This window comes from Pseudomonas sp. NPDC098740 (assembly GCF_044760065.1).
In the GTDB taxonomy this organism is placed as follows: Bacteria; Pseudomonadota; Gammaproteobacteria; order Pseudomonadales; family Pseudomonadaceae; genus Aquipseudomonas; species Aquipseudomonas rossensis.
In genome coordinates this window covers 22,048-40,389 of sequence record NZ_JBIWAM010000021.1, presented here as the reverse complement: position 1 = coordinate 40,389, position 18,342 = coordinate 22,048, and the positions used below count along the sequence as shown (strand labels likewise).

At 58.5% G+C, this 18,342-nt stretch carries 20 protein-coding genes and 1 other RNA gene (1 of these 21 only partly in view); 14 read left to right on the top strand and 7 right to left on the bottom strand.

Translation table 11 applies throughout. The features are described 5' to 3' along the window. The first annotated feature begins 31 nt into the window (after window positions 1-31). Window positions 32-760 (top strand): OmpA family protein, encoded by a 729-nt coding sequence (locus tag ACIQU2_RS22250; protein ID WP_403143997.1) that lies wholly within the window; start codon window positions 32-34, stop codon window positions 758-760. A gap of 100 nt (window positions 761-860) precedes the next feature. Here ACIQU2_RS22250 and ACIQU2_RS22245 read toward each other — a convergent pair whose 3' ends face one another. After that, a complete protein-coding gene (locus ACIQU2_RS22245) occupies window positions 861-1,295 on the bottom strand; it encodes a YhcB family protein (RefSeq protein ID WP_123365671.1) in 435 nt (144 codons plus the stop codon). A 144-nt stretch (window positions 1,296-1,439) separates the two neighbouring features. Between ACIQU2_RS22245 and ACIQU2_RS22240 the strand changes: the two genes are divergently transcribed. The 3 genes from ACIQU2_RS22240 to zapE all read left to right on the top strand — a co-directional run bounded on the left by ACIQU2_RS22240 (window position 1,440) and on the right by zapE (window position 4,650). Next, the gene (locus ACIQU2_RS22240; RefSeq protein ID WP_403143996.1) at window positions 1,440-2,084 is read left to right on the top strand and encodes an alpha/beta hydrolase; all 645 of its coding nucleotides are present in this window, start codon (window positions 1,440-1,442) and stop codon (window positions 2,082-2,084) included. Window positions 2,085-2,108: 24 nt separating this feature from the next. Next, window positions 2,109-3,464, top strand: coding sequence for a tryptophan--tRNA ligase (locus tag ACIQU2_RS22235; RefSeq protein ID WP_403143994.1), 1,356 nt, complete (start codon window positions 2,109-2,111; stop codon window positions 3,462-3,464). Between the two features lie 91 nt (window positions 3,465-3,555). Next, window positions 3,556-4,650, top strand: a complete 1,095-nt coding sequence (zapE, locus tag ACIQU2_RS22230; protein ID WP_347803342.1) for a cell division protein ZapE — start codon at window positions 3,556-3,558, stop codon at window positions 4,648-4,650. Between the two features lie 194 nt (window positions 4,651-4,844). Here the strand turns inward: zapE and ACIQU2_RS22225 are convergent, their stop codons facing one another. Then, window positions 4,845-5,741 (bottom strand): GlxA family transcriptional regulator, encoded by an 897-nt coding sequence (locus tag ACIQU2_RS22225; protein ID WP_173860460.1) that lies wholly within the window; start codon window positions 5,739-5,741, stop codon window positions 4,845-4,847. A gap of 244 nt (window positions 5,742-5,985) precedes the next feature. Here ACIQU2_RS22225 and ACIQU2_RS22220 point away from each other — a divergent pair, with 244 nt between their 5' ends. Next, window positions 5,986-7,122 (top strand): acyl-CoA dehydrogenase family protein, encoded by a 1,137-nt coding sequence (locus ACIQU2_RS22220; protein WP_347803343.1) that lies wholly within the window; start codon window positions 5,986-5,988, stop codon window positions 7,120-7,122. Between the two features lie 104 nt (window positions 7,123-7,226). Here the strand turns inward: ACIQU2_RS22220 and ACIQU2_RS22215 are convergent, their stop codons facing one another. Beyond that, complete coding sequence (locus ACIQU2_RS22215; protein ID WP_403143992.1) at window positions 7,227-8,267, bottom strand: NADP(H)-dependent aldo-keto reductase; 1,041 nt, start codon at window positions 8,265-8,267, stop codon at window positions 7,227-7,229. Window positions 8,268-8,511: 244 nt separating this feature from the next. Here ACIQU2_RS22215 and rplM point away from each other — a divergent pair, with 244 nt between their 5' ends. From rplM to ACIQU2_RS22180, 7 genes are all read left to right on the top strand, one after another. Then, entirely contained in the window at window positions 8,512-8,940 is a 429-nt protein-coding gene (gene rplM, locus ACIQU2_RS22210; RefSeq protein ID WP_007905295.1) for a 50S ribosomal protein L13, read from the top strand. Window positions 8,941-8,954: 14 nt separating this feature from the next. Then, complete coding sequence (rpsI, locus tag ACIQU2_RS22205; RefSeq protein WP_003216038.1) at window positions 8,955-9,347, top strand: 30S ribosomal protein S9; 393 nt, start codon at window positions 8,955-8,957, stop codon at window positions 9,345-9,347. A gap of 267 nt (window positions 9,348-9,614) precedes the next feature. After that, entirely contained in the window at window positions 9,615-10,208 is a 594-nt protein-coding gene (petA, locus tag ACIQU2_RS22200; protein ID WP_403143991.1) for a ubiquinol-cytochrome c reductase iron-sulfur subunit, read from the top strand. Continuing rightward, a complete protein-coding gene (locus ACIQU2_RS22195) occupies window positions 10,208-11,419 on the top strand; it encodes a cytochrome bc complex cytochrome b subunit (RefSeq protein ID WP_403143990.1) in 1,212 nt (403 codons plus the stop codon). Before petA ends, ACIQU2_RS22195 begins: the two co-directional genes overlap by 1 nt. Then, complete coding sequence (locus ACIQU2_RS22190; protein WP_403143988.1) at window positions 11,419-12,201, top strand: cytochrome c1; 783 nt, start codon at window positions 11,419-11,421, stop codon at window positions 12,199-12,201. Before ACIQU2_RS22195 ends, ACIQU2_RS22190 begins: the two co-directional genes overlap by 1 nt. A 148-nt stretch (window positions 12,202-12,349) precedes the next feature. Next, window positions 12,350-12,967, top strand: coding sequence for a glutathione S-transferase N-terminal domain-containing protein (locus tag ACIQU2_RS22185; protein WP_008155978.1), 618 nt, complete (start codon window positions 12,350-12,352; stop codon window positions 12,965-12,967). Between the two features lie 16 nt (window positions 12,968-12,983). Continuing rightward, window positions 12,984-13,397 (top strand): ClpXP protease specificity-enhancing factor, encoded by a 414-nt coding sequence (locus ACIQU2_RS22180; RefSeq protein WP_008155980.1) that lies wholly within the window; start codon window positions 12,984-12,986, stop codon window positions 13,395-13,397. A gap of 143 nt (window positions 13,398-13,540) precedes the next feature. Here the strand turns inward: ACIQU2_RS22180 and ACIQU2_RS22175 are convergent, their stop codons facing one another. The 4 genes from ACIQU2_RS22175 to ACIQU2_RS22160 all read right to left on the bottom strand — a co-directional run bounded on the left by ACIQU2_RS22175 (window position 13,541) and on the right by ACIQU2_RS22160 (window position 16,987). Then, window positions 13,541-14,119 carry a BON domain-containing protein gene (locus ACIQU2_RS22175; protein ID WP_008147477.1) on the bottom strand — a complete coding sequence of 193 codons (579 nt, stop codon included), beginning with the start codon at window positions 14,117-14,119 and terminating at the stop codon, window positions 13,541-13,543. Beyond that, on the bottom strand, window positions 14,116-14,709 hold the full coding sequence (locus ACIQU2_RS22170) for a phosphoheptose isomerase (protein WP_008025961.1): 594 nt from the start codon (window positions 14,707-14,709) through the stop codon (window positions 14,116-14,118). Before ACIQU2_RS22170 ends, ACIQU2_RS22175 begins: the two co-directional genes overlap by 4 nt. Before the next feature lie 104 nt (window positions 14,710-14,813). Further along, window positions 14,814-15,176, bottom strand: a complete 363-nt coding sequence (locus ACIQU2_RS22165; RefSeq protein ID WP_347803350.1) for a YraN family protein — start codon at window positions 15,174-15,176, stop codon at window positions 14,814-14,816. Then, a complete protein-coding gene (locus ACIQU2_RS22160) occupies window positions 15,176-16,987 on the bottom strand; it encodes a penicillin-binding protein activator (RefSeq protein ID WP_347803347.1) in 1,812 nt (603 codons plus the stop codon). Before ACIQU2_RS22160 ends, ACIQU2_RS22165 begins: the two co-directional genes overlap by 1 nt. A 177-nt stretch (window positions 16,988-17,164) precedes the next feature. Between ACIQU2_RS22160 and rsmI the strand changes: the two genes are divergently transcribed. Then, on the top strand, window positions 17,165-18,070 hold the full coding sequence (gene rsmI, locus ACIQU2_RS22155; RefSeq protein ID WP_161990822.1) for a 16S rRNA (cytidine(1402)-2'-O)-methyltransferase: 906 nt from the start codon (window positions 17,165-17,167) through the stop codon (window positions 18,068-18,070). Between the two features lie 75 nt (window positions 18,071-18,145). Further along, an RNA gene (gene rnpB, locus ACIQU2_RS22150) (RNase P RNA component class A) lies at window positions 18,146-18,342 on the top strand; it runs 198 nt beyond the window's last position.

Sequence of the window (18,342 nt, the reverse complement as noted above, 5' to 3'; positions counted from 1 at the left end):
CACCACAGAATGTAAAAAGTAGGAGCTCTTCATGTTCACCAAGCAGCGTTTGATTATTGTCGCTACGGCTGTGGCCTTGCTGTCTGGCTGCGCCTCGCCTAACCCTTACGACAACCAGGGTCAGGCCGACGGTGGCTCCACGGGCATGAGTAAAACCGCCAAATACGGCGGCCTCGGCGCTCTGGCCGGTGCGCTGGCCGGTGCCGCCATCGGTCACGACAACCGTGGCAAGGGCGCGCTGATTGGCGCTGCGGTGGTGGGTGCATCCGCCGCCGGTTACGGGTATTACGCCGACCAGCAGGAGAAGAAGCTGCGCGCCAGCATGGCCAACACCGGGGTAGAGGTTCAGCGCCAGGGCGATCAGATCAAACTGATCATGCCGGGCAACATCACCTTCGCTACCGATTCGGCGAACATCGCGTCGAGTTTCTACCAGCCGCTGAACAATCTGGCAGGCTCGCTCAAGGAGTTCAGTCAGAACCAGATCGAGATCGTCGGTTTCACCGACAGCACCGGCAGCCGCCAGCACAACATGGACCTGTCCCAGCGTCGCGCCCAGAGCGTGGCGACTTACCTGACGTCGCAAGGCGTGAGCGGTGCCAACCTGTCGGCTCGCGGTGCCGGGCCGGATAACCCGATTGCCAATAACGGCGACGTCAATGGCCGGGCGCAGAACCGTCGGGTCGAGGTCAACCTGAAGGCGATTCCGGGTCAGCAGTATGGCGGCCAGCAGCAAGGCACTGTTCAGCAGTATCCATAATCGTCTGACTGAACCCCAGGCAACAAAAAACCATCAGCAATTAAAAAAGCCCTCGGACGATCACTCATCCGAGGGCTTTTTCATGTCGCGCGAAACCTGATTACTTCTTCAGGCCGTAATGCTCATCGAGCATGCCCGGCGCGTTCGGGGCTTTGGGGGCGTAGTCGCGAGGTGGCTCCTGATTGCGCGGCGGCGTCAGGCGTTCCCGTGGGGCGGCTGCCGCATCGGCGTGCAGCGAGGCCAGCAGGCGTTGGCGGGTTTGCTCGTCCAGGGCCAGGCGGTTGGCACCCTCGGCGAGGTGATCCTGCACTTCCTGATAGCTCTGAGTCAGCTTCTTGACCAGTGTTGCAGTGCTGTTGAAGTGGGTAACCACCTCGTTCTGATAACTGTCGAAACGTTCCTGAACGTCATCCAGCTGACGTTGTGTGCTGCTAGGCGCGGCATTCGGCACCAGGCGAGCGATCAGGAAACCAATGGCGACACCCACAACCAGGGCAAGAGTCGGCAACAACCAAACTAAGAGCGAGTGTTCCACGAGTCCTTCCTCTATAAACGGCTTTGCTTTACGTTAACGGCTCGAACCTGCGCTGTATACCGCGATTCACTCGCAATAGATTGGCACAGACAATTTGCTAGACGAGTCGACCCGATTCGAGGTCACGGAGTTCCTTCCTTGCTTATGCGCGAAACCCCTGTAGTGATTGATGGCCCGGTCGGCCAACTGGAAGCCCTGTATTTGGAAAACAAGGGCCTGGATAACGAACAGCCCCGCGGCCTGGCGCTGATCTGCCACCCGAACCCGGTGCAGGGCGGCACCATGCTCAACAAAGTCGTCTCGACCTTGCAGCGCACTGCGCGCGATGCCGGTTTGATTACTGTGCGCTTCAATTATCGTGGCGTGGGTGCCAGCGAAGGCACCCACGACATGGGCACGGGTGAAGTTGACGATGCTCAAGCGGTCGCCGAGTGGCTGCGGGCCAAACATCCTAACTTGCCGCTGACCCTGTTCGGTTTCTCCTTCGGCGGTTTTGTTGCTGCAAGTCTCGGTGGACGCCTGGAAGCGAATGGCGAACAACTGAAACATTTGTTCATGGTTGCGCCAGCGGTCATGCGCCTGGGTGATCAGGATCAACTGCCGCAGCAAGGCGAGCTGACCCTGATCCAGCCGGAAACCGACGAAGTCATCGATCCGCAAGCTGTCTACGACTGGTCCTCGAAACTCGAGCGCCCCCATGAACTGCTGAAAGTGGCAGAATGCGGACACTTTTTTCATGGCAAGCTGACCGATCTCAAGGATCTGATCCTGCCGCGTCTTTCGAATTGATTGCAGTCTGACAAGCGATTACCCATGACGACTCGTACCCGTATCCTCACCGGCATCACCACCACCGGCACGCCGCACCTGGGCAACTACGCCGGCGCTATCCGTCCGGCGATCATCGCCAGCCGTGACAGCAATGCCGATTCGTTCTACTTCCTGGCCGACTACCACGCCCTGATCAAATGCGATGACCCGCTGCGCATCCAGCGCTCGCGTCTGGAAATCGCCGCGACCTGGCTGGCCGGTGGCCTGGATGTGGACCGCGTAACCTTCTATCGCCAGTCCGACATCCCGGAAATCCCAGAGCTGACCTGGCTGCTGACCTGCGTCGCCGGCAAGGGCCTGCTCAACCGCGCCCATGCCTACAAGGCCTCGGTGGACAAGAATGTCGAAACCGGCGAAGACCCGGACGCCGGCATCACCATGGGCTTGTACAGCTACCCGGTGCTGATGGCCGCGGACATTCTGATGTTCAACGCCCACAAGGTGCCGGTCGGTCGTGACCAGATCCAGCACGTGGAAATGGCCCGTGACATCGGCCAGCGCTTCAACCATCTGTTCGGTCAGGGCAAAGAATTCTTCACCATGCCCGAGGCGCTGATCGAAGAAAGCGTCGCCACGCTGCCAGGCCTCGACGGTCGCAAGATGTCGAAGAGCTACGACAACACCATTCCGTTGTTCAGCAGCGCCAAGGAAATGAAGGACGCGATTTCGCGGATCGTCACCGACTCCCGTGCGCCGGGCGAGGCGAAGGATCCGGATAACTCGCACCTGTTCACCTTGTTCCAGGCCTTCGCCACACCGGCGCAGTCCGACGAGTTCCGCAGCGAATTGTTGCAGGGGCTGGGTTGGGGCGAGGCGAAGAATCGTCTGTTCCAGCTGCTGGATAACGAGTTGGGCGAGTCCCGCGAGCGCTATCACCAGCTGATCGAACGCCCGGCGGACCTGGAAGACATCCTGCAGGTCGGCGCCAAAAAGGCTCGTTCGGTGGCGACACCGTTCCTTCATGAACTGCGTGAAGCGGTTGGTCTGCGTTCTTTCGTCGCTCAGACCCAGGTCGCGACCACCACCAAGAAGAAAGTCGCGAAAGCCGCGCGCTTTGTCAGTTTCCGCGAAGACGACGGCAGTTTCCGCTTCCGTCTGCTGGCGGCCGACGGCGAGCAACTGCTGCTGTCGCGCAACTTCGCCGACGGTAAAACCGCAGGCCAGGTGACCAAGCAACTGCAATCGGGTCAGCCATTGGACGTGCGCAACGAAGACCTGAGTTTCAGCGTCTGGCTGGAAGGCGAGTGCGTTGCCGACAGCCCGGCCTTCGCTGACGGTGCGGCTCGCGATGCTGCCATCGAGACCCTGCGGGTTGCTCTGACGCCGGTTCAGGAATAAATCAGCGGCTCGGCCCGACCAAGGGCCGATTGCCATTCCCACGGGCCGTCGCTACAGTGACGGCCCGTTTTTGTTGCCTTGCTAACGAATTATGACGCCCCTAGAACGATATCAAGCTGATCTGAAACGCCCGGAATTCTTCCATGACGCTGCGCAGGAAACTGCGGTGCGCCATTTGCAGCGCCTGTACGACGATCTGGTCGCGGCCTCGCACAGCAAACCGGGTCTGTTCGGCAAACTGTTTGGCAAGAAAGACGCGGCGCCGGTCAAGGGTCTGTACTTTTGGGGTGGCGTCGGTCGCGGCAAGACCTATCTGGTAGACACCTTCTTCGAAGCGTTGCCGTTCAAGGAAAAGGTCCGCACTCACTTCCACCGCTTCATGAAGCGCGTGCACGAAGAGATGAAGACCCTCGGTGGCGAGAAAAACCCGCTGACCATCATTGCCAAGCGCTTTTCCGACGAGGCCCGGGTGATTTGCTTCGATGAATTCTTCGTGTCCGACATCACCGACGCGATGATCCTCGGCACGTTGATGGAAGAGCTGTTCAAGAACGGCGTGACCCTGGTCGCGACCTCGAACATCGTGCCGGACGGTCTGTACAAGGACGGCCTGCAACGTGCGCGCTTCCTGCCGGCCATTGCGCTGATCAAGCAGAACACCGACATCGTCAATGTCGACAGCGGCGTCGATTATCGTCTGCGCCACCTTGAACAAGCGGAGCTGTTTCACTTCCCGCTCGACGATGAATCCCACGAAAGTTTGCGCAAGAGCTTCCGCGCCCTGACGCCGGAATGCACGGCAGCCATCGAAAACGACGTGCTGATGATCGAGAACCGCGAAATCCGTGCCCTGCGCACCTGTGATGACGTGGCCTGGTTCGACTTCCGCGAACTCTGTGATGGCCCGCGCAGCCAGAACGATTACATCGAGTTGGGCAAGATCTTCCACGCCGTGTTGCTCAGCGGTGTCGAGCAAATGAGCGTCACCACCGACGACATCGCCCGACGCTTTATCAACATGGTCGACGAGTTCTACGACCGTAACGTGAAGCTGATCATTTCTGCTGAAGTCGAGCTCAAAGACCTCTACACCGGCGGTCGCCTGAACTTCGAATTCCAGCGCACCCTCAGCCGTCTGCTGGAAATGCAGTCTCACGAATTCCTGTCCCGGGCGCACAAGCCATAAGCGTTTTAAAAAAAGTAAACGATTCGGAAAATAAAAAAGGCCTGCAAATGCAGGCCTTTTTTTATGCGCGTTGTTTGGCTCACCACAACCCCTGTGGGAGCGAGCTTGCTCGCGATTGCGGACTGTCAGTCACATCAATGCTGGATGTGCCGCCTTTATCGCGAGCAAGCTCGCTCCCACAGGGGATTTGTGGTTTACGCTGCCTGCTGGAACTGCTGCCGATACTGGTTCGGCGACAGCTCGGTGTGCTGGCGGAATAGCCGAGCGAAGAAGCTCGCATCGTCGTAACCGACTTCATAGCTGATGGTCTTGATGCTCTTGCGGCTGCCTGACAACAAGCCCTTGGCTGTCTCGATGCGTAGTCGCTGCAGGTAATGCAGAGGCTTGTCGCCGGTGGCGGTCTGGAAGCGGCGCATGAAGTTGCGGATGCTCATGCCGTGTTCGCGAGCCACGTCTTCGAAGCGGAATTTGTCGGCGAAGTGTTCTTCGAGCCAGTGCTGGATCTGCAGGATGATCACATCCTGGTGCAGCTTCTGACCGCCGAAACCGATTCGTCCTGGCGAGTAGCTGCGCTGCACTTCATAAAGAATGTCCCGCGCCACGGCCTGGGACACGTTGGCGCCGCAGAAGCGTTCGATCAGGTAGATGTAAAGGTCGCAGGCCGACGTGGTGCCGCCCGCGCAATACAGGTTGTCGGCATCGGTCAGGTGCTTGTCCTGATTGAGCTGAACCCGTGGGAAGCGCTCGGCGAAGGCGTTGAAGAAGCGCCAGTAGGTGGTCGCTTCCTTGCCGTCTAGCAACCCGGCCTCGGCGAGCCAGAACACCCCGGTGGCTTCGCCGCAGAGTACTGCGCCGCGAGCATGTTGCTGACGCAGCCAGGGCAGGACCTGTGGGTAGCGTTGGCAAAGGGTGTCGAAATCGTCCCAGAAAGCTGGAAGGACAATGATGTCGGCGTTTTCCAGGCCGCCGTCCACCGGCATGATCACGTCACTGAAGCTGTTCACCGGTTTGCCGTCGGGGCTGACCAGGCGGGTTTCGAACGCCGGAGTCAGGCCTTGGCCCAGTTGTTTGCCGTAACGCAGGCTGGCCAGGTGGAAGAAATCCTTGGCTTGCATGAGGGTGGAAGCGAAAACCCGGTCGATAGCCAGGATGCTGACGCGCCGCAAGGGCGTGGAGACTTGGTTGGACATAATTCAACTTTATTCTTATAGGGGAAAGTGGTCACCAGACGGCTGGATCGTCTTATTTTTTGTCTGATGTGTCCAGTGTCCTGTATCGGATGTGAGGCTTAGTCTCTGAAGGTCAATCCCTTCTAACAATAACGACAGGTGCCGCATGATCCCCAGAACCTTGTTCAGTTCCGAGCACGAACTTTTTCGCGACAGCGTGCGAACGTTCCTCGAAAAAGAAGCGGTGCCGTTTCACGGGCAATGGGAGAAGCAGGGCTATATCGACCGTAAACTTTGGAACAAGGCAGGGGAGGCGGGAATGCTCTGTTCGCACCTGCCGGAAGAGTACGGCGGGCTGGCAGCGGACTTTCTCTACAGTGCAGTGGTGATCGAAGAGGTGGGGCGTCTCGGCTTGACCGGTATCGGTTTTTCCCTGCATTCGGACATTGTCGCGCCTTACATCCTGCATTACGGGAGTGAAGCGCTGAAACACAAATACCTGCCGAAGCTGGTGTCCGGGGAGATGGTCACGGCGATTGCCATGACCGAGCCTGGTGCCGGTTCCGACCTGCAAGGGGTGAAAACCACCGCGGTGCTCGATGGCGACGAGTATGTGATCAACGGTTCGAAGACGTTCATCACCAACGGCTTTCTCGCTGACCTGGTGATTGTCGTGGCCAAGACCGATCCGAAGGCCGGCGCGAAAGGCACCAGCCTGTTTCTGGTGGAAGCCAACACCCCAGGCTTCGCCAAGGGCAAGCGTCTGGAAAAAGTCGGCATGAAGGCTCAGGACACCTCGGAACTGTTCTTCCAGGACGTTCGGGTGCCCAAGGAAAACCTGTTGGGGCAGGCCGGGATGGGCTTCGCGTACCTGATGCAGGAATTGCCTCAAGAGCGTCTTACCGTTGCCATCGGCGGGCTTGCTTCGGCTGAAGCTGCGTTGCAATGGACGCTGGATTACACCCGCGAGCGCAAGGCGTTCGGCAAGGCGATCGCCGACTTCCAGAACACCCGCTTCAAACTGGCGGAGATGGCGACCGAGATTCAGATCGGTCGGGTCTTCGTTGATCGCTGTCTGGAGCTGCACCTGCAAGGCAAGCTCGACGTGCCGACCGCGGCGATGGCCAAGTACTGGGGCACTGACCTTCAATGCAAGGTGCTCGACGAGTGCGTGCAGTTGCATGGCGGTTACGGTTTCATGTGGGAATACCCGATCGCCCGGGCGTGGGCGGATGCGCGGGTGCAGCGGATTTATGCCGGGACCAATGAAATCATGAAGGAGATTATTGCAAGGTCGCTTTGACCTTGCGGTGACTGTTAGGCCGCCATCGCGAGCAAGCTCGCTCCCACAGGTATTGCGCAAAACCTGTGGGAGCGAGCTTGCTCGCGATGGGGTCTATGAATCAATCAAGGTGCCGGGTTCGGGTGATCCTTGTGAATCGCCTCGATCCCCTCCAGTACTTCATCCGACAGTTTCAGCTCGAAGCTCGCTAAATTGCTTTCAAGCTGCTCCATCGTCGTCGCGCCAATGATGTTGCTGGTCACAAATGGCTGCTGAGTGACAAACGCCAGCGCCATTTGTGCCGGGTTCAGGCCGTGTTCACGCGCCAGTGCCACATAACGACTGCACGCTGCTTCCGACTGCGGGTTGAAATAGCGGCTGAAGCGGCTGTAGAGGCTCAGGCGGCCTTTAGGCGGACGCGCGCCACCTTCGTACTTGCCCGACAGGAAACCGAACGCCAGCGGCGAATAGGCGAGCAAGCCGCACTGTTCGCGGATAGCGATTTCCGCCAGACCGACTTCGAAGCTGCGGTTGAGCAGGTTGTACGGGTTCTGGATCGACACGGCGCGCGGCCAGCCACGGGCTTCGGCCAGGGCGAGGAAGCGCATGGTGCCCCATGGCGTTTCATTGGACAGGCCGATGTGGCGGATCTTGCCGGCCTTGACCTGCTCGTCCAGCGCTTCGAGGGTGTCCTCCAGCGGCGTGAGGTTGGCTTCGGTCTGGTGTTTGTAACCGAGCTGACCGAAGAAATTGGTGCTGCGCTCCGGCCAATGCAACTGGTAGAGGTCGATGTAGTCGGTCTGCAAGCGCTTGAGGCTGGCGTCCACGGCTTCGGTGATGTGCTGGCGGTTATGTCGCAGGTTTTTGTCGCGGATGTAGTCAATGGTGTTGCCGGGGCCGGCGATCTTGCTGGCCAGGATCCAGTCGGCGCGATCACCGCGGCTTTTGAAGTAATTGCCGATGTAGCGCTCGGTGGTGGCGTAGGTTTCGGCTTTTGGCGGCACCGGGTACATCTCGGCAGTGTCGATGAAATTGATCCCGGCGCTCTTGGCCCGTTCAATCTGGGCGAAGGCTTCAGCCTCGCTGTTTTGTTCGCCCCAGGTCATGGTTCCGAGGCAGATGGCGCTCACGTTCAGATTGGTTCGGCCTAGCTGTCGATAGTCCATCGGGTGCTCCTTGGGCAAAACAATCATAAAAGCAGGTTGAATTATTTTTCGCAATCTGCATAATTGCGCACCTCTTTCTGCAGTGGAAGTGATGCGCCGCCGCCGAAGAATCTTGCCGTTGAACGGACGCGCCGACCCGAGCCCCCGAAAGCGTCTGTATCCGGCTGCCTTGACTTGTCAAAGTACGCACTATTCAGTAAGATCCGCCGTCTAATTTACAGGGCGGCCCCTGAGGCTATAAAGAATGAAAACTTTTACTGCTAAACCGGAAACAGTACAGCGCGACTGGTTTGTCGTCGACGCTGCAGGTCAGACCCTGGGTCGTCTGGCCACCGAAATCGCGAGCCGTCTGCGTGGCAAGCATAAAGCTGAGTACACTCCTCACGTTGACACCGGCGATTACATCGTCGTTATCAATGCCGAGCAGATTCGTGTAACCGGTGCTAAAACCACCGACAAAATCTACTACTCCCACTCCGGTTTTCCGGGCGGCATCAAGTCGATCAACTTCGAAAAGCTGATCGCTAAAGCCCCTGAGCGCGTGATCGAGACCGCGGTCAAAGGCATGCTGCCTAAGAACCCGCTGGGTCGCGACATGTATCGTAAGCTGAAAGTCTATGCGGGCGCTGTACACCCTCATACTGCTCAGCAGCCCCAAGAACTGAAGTTTTAACGGAATAGTTCATTATGTCGGCGACTCAAAATTACGGCACTGGCCGTCGCAAGACCGCAACCGCACGCGTTTTCCTGCGTCCGGGTACTGGTAACATCTCCATCAACAACCGCACCCTGGAAAATTTCTTCGGCCGCGAAACTGCCCGCATGGTAGTTCGTCAGCCGCTGGAACTGACTGAGACTGTCGAGAAATTCGACATCTACGTCACCGTGATCGGTGGTGGTGTAAGTGGTCAAGCTGGCGCAATCCGCCACGGTATCACTCGCGCACTGATGCAGTACGACGAAACCCTGCGTGGCGCTCTGCGCAAAGCTGGCTTCGTTACTCGCGATGCACGTGAAGTTGAACGTAAGAAAGTTGGTCTGCGTAAAGCGCGTAAGCGTCCGCAGTACTCGAAGCGTTAATTCGCTTTTACGTTCAAAAAGAACGCCCAGTTTCCTCGCGAAGCTGGGCGTTTTTTTATGGGCGCGACTTATCAAAGAATTGCTCTGTGACAACTTGCCACAGCCGTAGAAGCCCTATACTGCAAGGCTTGGCAGTGGAGCCCCTCGGTAATTACCTTGTCAGAATTGGGGCTTTTCATTACCATTCGGCAAAATTTTTATAAGTTCAGATTTTTACTTAGTAGACGCCTGATTTAACAGGCCACAAAGCTGATGGGAGAGGACTGAATGAGCAATGACGGCGTGAATGCAGTCCGTCTTCGCTTCTTGTTAGCAGACACATCCGTGGAGGGTGCTGCAGGAGCGGTGGGGGCTGCGGTCACGTTCGTGGGGTCCTGGTTTCCCAGTGCCAAGGCGAAAGCCGCAGGTGCACCGGTGAAGGTGAATGTCAGCAAAATCGAGCCAGGCCAGCAGATGATTGCTGAGTGGCGCGGTCAGCCGGTGTTCATTGTCCGCCGTACCGAGGAAATCCTGGGGAATCTGAAAAAGATCGAGGGCCAGCTGTCTGACCCGACCTCCAAGAACTCGACACAACCGACCTATGTCGACCCGGAAACGCGTTCGATCAAGCCAGAGGTTCTGCTGCTGATCGGTATCTGCACGCACCTGGGTTGCTCGCCGACCTTCCGTCCAGAAGTGGCACCTGCGGATCTGGGCAAGGACTGGGTAGGTGGTTATTTCTGCCCTTGCCACGGTTCCCACTACGATCTGGCTGGCCGCGTCTACAAGTCGCAACCTGCGCCTTTGAACCTGCCAGTTCCCCCGCATTCCTATGAGACCGATGACATCATTGTCGTTGGCGTCGATACGGAGAAAGCGTGATGAGCAAGTTCATGGATTGGGTTGATGCGCGCTTTCCCGCGACCAAAATGTGGGAAGACCATCTCAGCAAGTACTACGCCCCGAAGAACTTCAACTTCTTCTATTTCTTTGGCTCCCTCGCACTGCTCGTTCTGGTCAACCAGATCGTTACCGGTGTCTGGCTGACCATGAGCTACACCCCGTCGGCGGAAGAGGCATTTGCTTCCGTCGAATACATCATGCGCGACGTCGAGTACGGCTCGATCCTGCGTCTGCTGCACTCCACCGGCGCCTCGGCGTTCTTCGTCGTGGTCTATCTGCACATGTTCCGTGGCTTGCTCTACGGTTCGTACCAGAAGCCGCGTGAGCTGGTGTGGGTCTTCGGCATGCTGATCTATCTGGAGCTGATGGCTGAAGCCTTCATGGTTTACCTGCTGCCGTGGGGTCAGATGTCCTACTGGGGTGCCCAGGTGATCATCTCGCTGTTCGGTGCGATCCCGGTCATCGGCGACGACCTGACCCAGTGGATCCGTGGTGACTACCTGATTTCCGGTATCACCCTGAACCGCTTCTTCGCCCTGCACGTTGTGGCCTTGCCGATCGTGATTCTCGGTCTGGTGGTGCTGCACGTTCTGGCGCTGCACGAAGTCGGTTCGAACAACCCGGACGGCGTGGACATCAAGAAATACAAGGACGAAAACGGTGTACCCCTGGACGGCATTGCCTTCCACCCGTACTACACCGTGAAAGATATCGTCGGCGTGGTGGTGTTCCTGTTCATCTTCTGCTCGATCGTGTTCTTCTTCCCGGAAATGGGTGGTTACTTCCTCGAGAAGCCGAACTTTGAAGTGGCGAACGCCTTCAAGACGCCAGAGCACATCGCTCCGGTCTGGTACTTCACACCGTTCTACGCGATTCTGCGGGCGATTCCGGACAAGCTCCTGGGCGTTATCGCCATGGGCGCGGCCATCGCTGTGCTGTTCGTCCTGCCATGGCTGGACCGCAGCCCCGTCAAGTCGATGCGCTACAAAGGCTGGATGAGCAAAATCTGGCTCTGGGTGTTCTGCATTTCGTTCGTGATCCTGGGCGTGCTGGGCGTATTGGCCCCAACCCCTGGTCGGACATTGCTGTCGCAGGTATGTACTTTCCTGTACTTCGCCTACTTCATTCTGATGCCGTTCTACACCAGGCTCGAGAAGACCAAACCGGTTCCGGAAAGGGTGACTGGCTGATGAAAAAGCTATTTGCTGTACTGATTCTTGCGGCGATGCCTGTGTTCTCGTTCGCCTCGACAACTGGCGCTCCCGAGTTGGAAAAGGTCGATATCGACGTATCCGACAAAGCGGCCATGCAGGACGGCGCGCGTACGTTCGCCAACTACTGCATGGGCTGCCACAGCGCCAAGTTCCAGCGCTATGAGCGTGTCGCCGATGATCTGGGTATTCCCCATGATCTGATGCTCGGCAATCTGGTGTTCACCGGCGCCAAGATCGGCGACCACATGAGCATCGGCATGCAGCCGGCTGACGCCAAGGCCTGGTTCGGTGCGGCGCCGCCCGACCTGACCCTGGTCGCCCGCGTTCGTGGCACTGACTGGCTCTACGGTTACCTGAAATCTTTCTACGAAGACCCATCGCGTCCTTGGGGCGTGAACAACAAGGTATTCCCGAACGTCGGGATGCCTAACGTTCTGGTCGGCCTGCAGGGTCGTCAGGTGGTAGGCTGTAAACAAGTTCAAATCGTCGAAGACGGCAAGAAGCAATACGATCCGCTGACCGGCACCGCTTTGACTCATGAAGCCTGCGACCAGCTGACCATACTGCCGAAAACCGGCACGCTGAATGAAGAGCAGTTCGACGAGAAGGTCAAGAATCTGGTGACCTTCCTGGCCTACTCGGCCAACCCGGTGAAGCTGCAGCATCAGCGCATCGGTACCTATGTGTTGCTGTACCTGGCGTTCTTCTTCGTATTCGCATACTTGCTCAAGCGTGAATACTGGAAAGACGTCCATTGATATTTCTGTAAAATTGCTGTCAATCGCGCGCGCCCAAGGGCGTCTCTGAAGGTGTAACTAGCCTGGTGATCCAGGCGTTACGGGAGGCGCCCTCTGGGCGCGCGCGTTTTTCCGTTTCCGATAATTTCAACAAGCGAGGAGGACCGCCATGGGCGTGACCAATCGGTTGGCCTGTTACTCCGACCCCGCCGACCACTATTCCCACCGAGTGCGTATCGTACTTGCAGAGAAGGGTGTCAGCGCCGAGATCATTTACGTGGAAGCTGGTCGCCAGCCGCCTAAACTGATTGAAGTGAACCCTTACGGCAGCTTGCCCACCCTGGTCGATCGTGACCTGGCGTTGTGGGAGTCGACCGTGGTGATGGAATATCTGGATGAGCGTTACCCGCACCCGCCTTTACTGCCGGTTTATCCAGTGGCGCGTGCCAACAGCCGTCTGCTGATTCATCGTATTCAGCGTGACTGGTGTGGTCTGGTGGATCTGATCCTGGATTCCCGGTCCAAGGAAGCAGCCCGTGTCGTGGCTCGTAAAGAGCTGCGCGAAAGCCTGACCGGCGTGTCGCCGTTGTTCGCCGACAAGCCGTTTTTCCTCAGTGAGGAACAAAGCCTGGTGGATTGCTGCCTATTGCCAATACTCTGGCGATTGCCGATTCTGGGTATAGAACTGCCGCGGCCTGCCAAGCCGCTGCTTGATTACATGGAGCGCTCGTTTGCGCGTGAGGCTTTCCAGGCGAGTCTGTCTGGTGTCGAACGCGATATGCGCTAAGGCTTAAGGAGCCGCTATGAACTCCAGTCGACCTTATCTGGTCCGCGCGCTCTACGAGTGGATTGTGGACAACGATTGCACCCCGCACATGCTGGTCAATTCCGAGTATCCGTCGGTGCAGGTGCCTCAGGGTTTTGCCAGTGACGGACAGATTGTCCTGAACGTATCGCCGGCAGCCGTGCGTCATCTGCACATGGACAACGAGGCGGTTAGCTTCGAAGGGCGCTTCGGTGGCGTGCCGCACACCCTGTATGTGCCTATCGCATCGATCCTGGGCATTTACGCCCGGGAGAACGGTCAGGGCATGGTGTTCGATCTGGAATCGCCTATGGAAGACGAGGAAGAGATCGAGCCGGATGACGATATTCCGCCACCCGACAGCGAGCCACCGCGTCCCAGCGGTCGACCCAGTTTGAAAGTGGTGAAGTAATAAAAAAGGCGATCCAGATGGATCGCCTTTTTTATTACTTCACCACTTTCAAGCGGGTAGGAACTGCCGCAGGCTGCGATCTTTTGATCTTAAAAAGCAAAGTCAAAAGATCGCAGCCTGCGGCAGCTCCTGCAAAGTGCAGATCAGTCGATGTATTCGAACAGTTTCACAATCTTCTGCACGCCGGAAACGCCCTGCACCAGGTTGGTGGCTTGGGCAGCTTCCTGTTTGGTCAGCAGACCCAGCAGGTAGACGATGCCGTTCTCGGTGACAACCTTGATGCGCGAGCCCGGAATGTTCGGGTCGGTGAGCATCTGGGTCTTGATCTTGGAGGTCAGCCAGGTGTCGTTCTGGCGGGCAAGGAAGCCGGAGGGTGGCAGGACTTGCAGTTCGTTGTGAACCGTCTTCACCCGCTGAACAGCAGCAGCGGCCTGTTCGGCCTTGGCCTTGAGGTCTGCGCGCGGGGTTTGCCCGGCGAGCAGCACGACACCGTTGAAGCTGGTGACGACGATGTGCGAGTCGTTGTCCAGGGCCGGATCGGCCTTGGCGATATTCACGCCGACCTTGGTGTCGATCAGCGAGTCGTCGATCTTGCTGCCGAAGGTGCGGGTGCCGCGGTCATCTTCAATCGGCGCTTCACGGCTGGCGTTAACCACCGAGGTGCAGCCGCTGATGCCGAGGCACAGGGTCAAGGCCAGAAGGCCTAGGCGATTAGGGGTCATTCTTCACTCCCGAACAGTTGGCTGTCGATCAAATCGCAAAGGCAATGGATCGCCAGCAGGTGGACTTCCTGAATACGTGCGGTGACGTTGGCCGGTACGCGAATCTCGACGTCCTCGGGCAATAGCAGCGACGCCATGCCGCCGCCATCACGCCCCGTCAATGCTACGACAATCATTTCGCGATCATGTGCGGCCTGGATCGCTTGAATAATGTTTGCCGAGTTGCCGCTGGTGGAAATCGCCAGCAACACGTCACCCGGCTGGCCGAGGGCGCGGATCTGTTTGGAGAAGATTTCGTTGTAGCTGTAGTCGTTGGCGATCGAGGTGATCGTCGAGCTGTCGGTGGTCAGCGCAATCGCTGGCAGGCTCGGGCGCTCGCGCTCGAAACGGTTGAGCAGCTCGGACGAGAAGTGCTGGGCATCACCGGCAGAGCCGCCGTTGCCGCAGGACAGCATTTTACCTTCGTTGAGCAGGGCGTTGACCATCACCTGGCTGGCTTGCTCGATGTGCGGTGCAAGTACGTCCATCGCCATTTGCTTGGTATCGATACTGGCCTGAAAAAGCTGGCGAATTCGGGATTGCATGTCCATCTGTGTGACCTTAATTAGCGCGGCTACTCGGCACATGAATGTGCAGCCCGCAAAGCAAAGAGCAAAAGTGTTGGGTGAAAGTGTCCGGTTCGGGGCGCACGCGATCAGCTGTCGAAGGCATTCTGCAACCAGTTCAACTGATCGAGGTTGCTGTCGATGGCAACCACGTCGAAACGGCAAGGGGAATTGGCCCAACGCGACTCGCGCTGAAGAAAATACTGCGCGGCAACTATCAGTTTCTGCCGTTTGCGCTCATCGATGCTACCGAGCGCGCCACCCCATTGAGTGTTTTTTCTGTAGCGGACTTCAACGAATACTACTGTATCGCCATCAAGCATGACCAGATCAAGCTCGCCGCGTTTACACAACCAGTTCTGCGCCAGCAGGCGCAGACCTTGTTTTTGAAGATGCTCGAGCGCATGGCGCTCGGCATCTTTACCGCTTTGCTGGCGTGACCTGTCGGGCATCAGCGTGGGGTGTCCGGCAGGCGTTGAACCTGGCCGCTGACGAACTGTGCCCACGGCAATTGGCGGACCACACGTTGGTTCTGAGTCATGCCCAGGCTGCCCGATTGACCTTCGATGCGGCTGTCCGGCAGAGCCTTGAGTTGCCCCAGGCGTGGTGCCAGTCGATAGGCATCGACACCCATTGCGTACAGACGGCCCAGGCTGCCAGCAGCTTGCGGCCACTGAGCGGTCACTTGTTTGCGCAGTGGATCGTTGGCCTCCAGCAACCATGGGGTTTCGCAGAAGCGAATGCCGTTCATGTCGTTGTACTGGTTCACATCGCCGCTGGCGCTGAACACGTGGGAGGTGGCATAAACCGGCACGTCGCCGGCGTACTGGAAGTTCAGGGTCGGCTTGATCTGCTGGGCTTGTTGAGGTGTTGCGGCCAGGAAGATGAACTCGATGTCCTGGCGACGCGAAGGCTGGGCGGCTACCTGCCCGCCAACGGTGCTTTGCAGGCTCTTGGCGCGACCTTCGCTCTGACGCAGCTGGAACATGTCGGCAATCTGTTGTGCCAGTTGAACTGGTTGGTCGACGCGCTCGGTGGCGACGATGCTGCCACCGTTAGCCTGCCAATCCTGGCTGAATGCTCTCAAGACGCGATCGCCCCATTCGCCTTTCGGCACCATGATGGCTGCGCGATGCAGGCCATCGGCGCGAGCACGGCGGGACACTTCACGGGCTTCGTCTTCAGCCGCAAGACCGAACTGAAACAGCTGGGCCGGACCTTGTGCGCCTTCGCTGTAATTCAGCGCCAGGGTGGTGATCGGCAGTTGCGGGCGAGCGCTGAGCTGTTTGACCAGCGGTTTCTCCAGCGGGCCGACGACCAGTTGCACGCCGTCGGCCTGAGCCTTGCGATAGAACTCGTCGAGGGACGTCAGGCGCGAGCTGTCATAGAACTCGATGGCTGGCGGCTTCTGCCCGGCTTGTTGGGCCTGGTAGTGAGCAGCCATGAAACCTTCGCGCAGTGCTTTGCCGACCGACGCCAGCGGGCCGTCTTGAGGCAGCAGCAGGGCGATTTTGCTCAGGGGCTGGCTGGCCAGTTCCTTGAGCTTGGTCAGTGGCAGCGGCAATTGAATGGCGGCCGGGTGCTTTGGATTCTGTGCGCGCCAGTTGTCAATCGCTGCTTGCTGCTGTTCCAGGGTGCCGGCAGTTTTCACCGCCAGCGCCAGGCCCATCCAGCCGCCGAGGTCGTCGGTGGCGGTTGGCTGCAACTGGTCGGTCGGCAGCGAGGCGATCAGGGTCCAGATCGCTTCGTGGTTTTTGCTGGCGGCTTCACCTTCAAGCATTGGCGCGATGAAGATGCGCTCCCGTGCGGCGGCCAGCGTCTGGCCATCGGCTTCAAGGGCGCGGGCATGAACAGTGCCGGTGCGAACCTGTTGCTCAACCGGCAGTTCGCTCAGGCGTTGCAGGCTCGGATGACTCAAAGCTGTCAGCGCCGCTTTGGGCTGATTGCGAACCATGGCCAGTTCCGCCGCCAGGGTACTGGCGAAAACCTGTTGGCCAGGCTTGAGGGTTTCGACGGGGACTTGTTGCAGGATTTGCGCGGACTGGCCGGCATTCCCCTGACGATAGGCCAGGTCTGCCGCGCTCAGGCGCAACAGGGAGGCTTTTTCCGGGTCTTTGCTTTGAGCGGCCTGTGCGAGCAATTGCTCGATACTGGCATCCGGGGTCCGTGGAAGTTCGCCAAGGCTGGAGGAGGGCGAACTGGCGCAAGCCGCCAGCAAGGCAGCGAGGCAGAGGGCAGTGAGCAGCCGCAGGCAAGCGATCATGTAAGTGTTCCTGATACTCGATCAAATTAGCGTGGAATTGTACCCAAGCACTGGCCGGGGCGCGATGTTACTGGTGTGAATCGATCAATTTAGCTCGTGCAAATGTTGCGGCACTGCACAAAAGGGCGCAAAACCGAGGGTTGCTTGCGCGTATCGCGAACGTCACGACGCGCTACAATGGCGGCTTTTACCGATCATGAGGTATGCGCTTTGACTGCTCCAGGTGCTTTGAATTCCGCTGCTGGCTCGCTTTATGTGGTGGCGACGCCCATCGGCAACCTGGACGACATCAGTGCGCGTGCGCTGAAAATCCTGCGCGAGGTCGCCCTGATCGCCGCCGAAGATACCCGTCACTCACAGCGATTGATGCAGCATTTCGGCATTCCTACACCGCTGGCGGCCTGTCATGAACACAATGAGCGGGATGAAGGTAGCCGCTTTATCACCCGCTTGCTCGCCGGCGACGATGTGGCGCTGATTTCAGATGCCGGCACGCCGTTGATTTCCGATCCTGGTTATCACCTCGTGCGTCAGGCGCGTGCTGCGGGTATCAATGTGGTGCCGGTTCCGGGCGCCTGCGCGTTGATCGCAGCGTTGTCGGCGGCGGGGTTGCCGTCGGACCGTTTCATCTTCGAAGGCTTCCTGCCGGCCAAGGCTGTCGGTCGGCGCGCCCGTCTTGAGTTGGTAAAGGAAGAGCCGCGCACGCTGATTTTTTATGAAGCCCCACACCGGATCCTTGAGTGCCTTCAAGACATGGAGTTGGTGTTTGGTGGTGAACGTCCGGCGTTGCTGGCGCGCGAGCTGACCAAGACTTTCGAAACCCTTAAAGGCTTGCCGCTGGCTGAGTTGCGCGAGTTCGTCGAGTCAGACAGCAATCAGCAGCGCGGTGAGTGCGTGGTGTTGGTGGCGGGTTGGTCTGCCCCCGAGACCGAGGACGCCGTCAGCAGTGAAGCCATGCGCATTCTGAATCTGTTGCTTGAAGAAATGCCGCTCAAGCGAGCCGCGGCGTTGGCGGCGCAAATTACCGGCGAGCGCAAGAATGTGCTGTATCAGGTCGCGCTGGATAAACAGAAGGGTGAGTAAAAACCGACGTGCAGGCGTAGCCCAAGGCGTTTAGCGCTTGTCCTTCGGCCGCTCTGCCGTTAATCTTCGCGGCGGAGAGTCGATCGGACAGTCGCTGCCCTCTATGAAAATTAGGGGGGGGAGGAAAGTCCGGGCTCCATAGGGCGAAGTGCCAGGTAATGCCTGGGAGGCGTGAGCCTACGGAAAGTGCCACAGAAAATAACCGCCTAAGCGCTTCGGCGCCGGTATGGGTGAAAAGGTGCGGTAAGAGCGCACCGCACGTCTGGCACGAG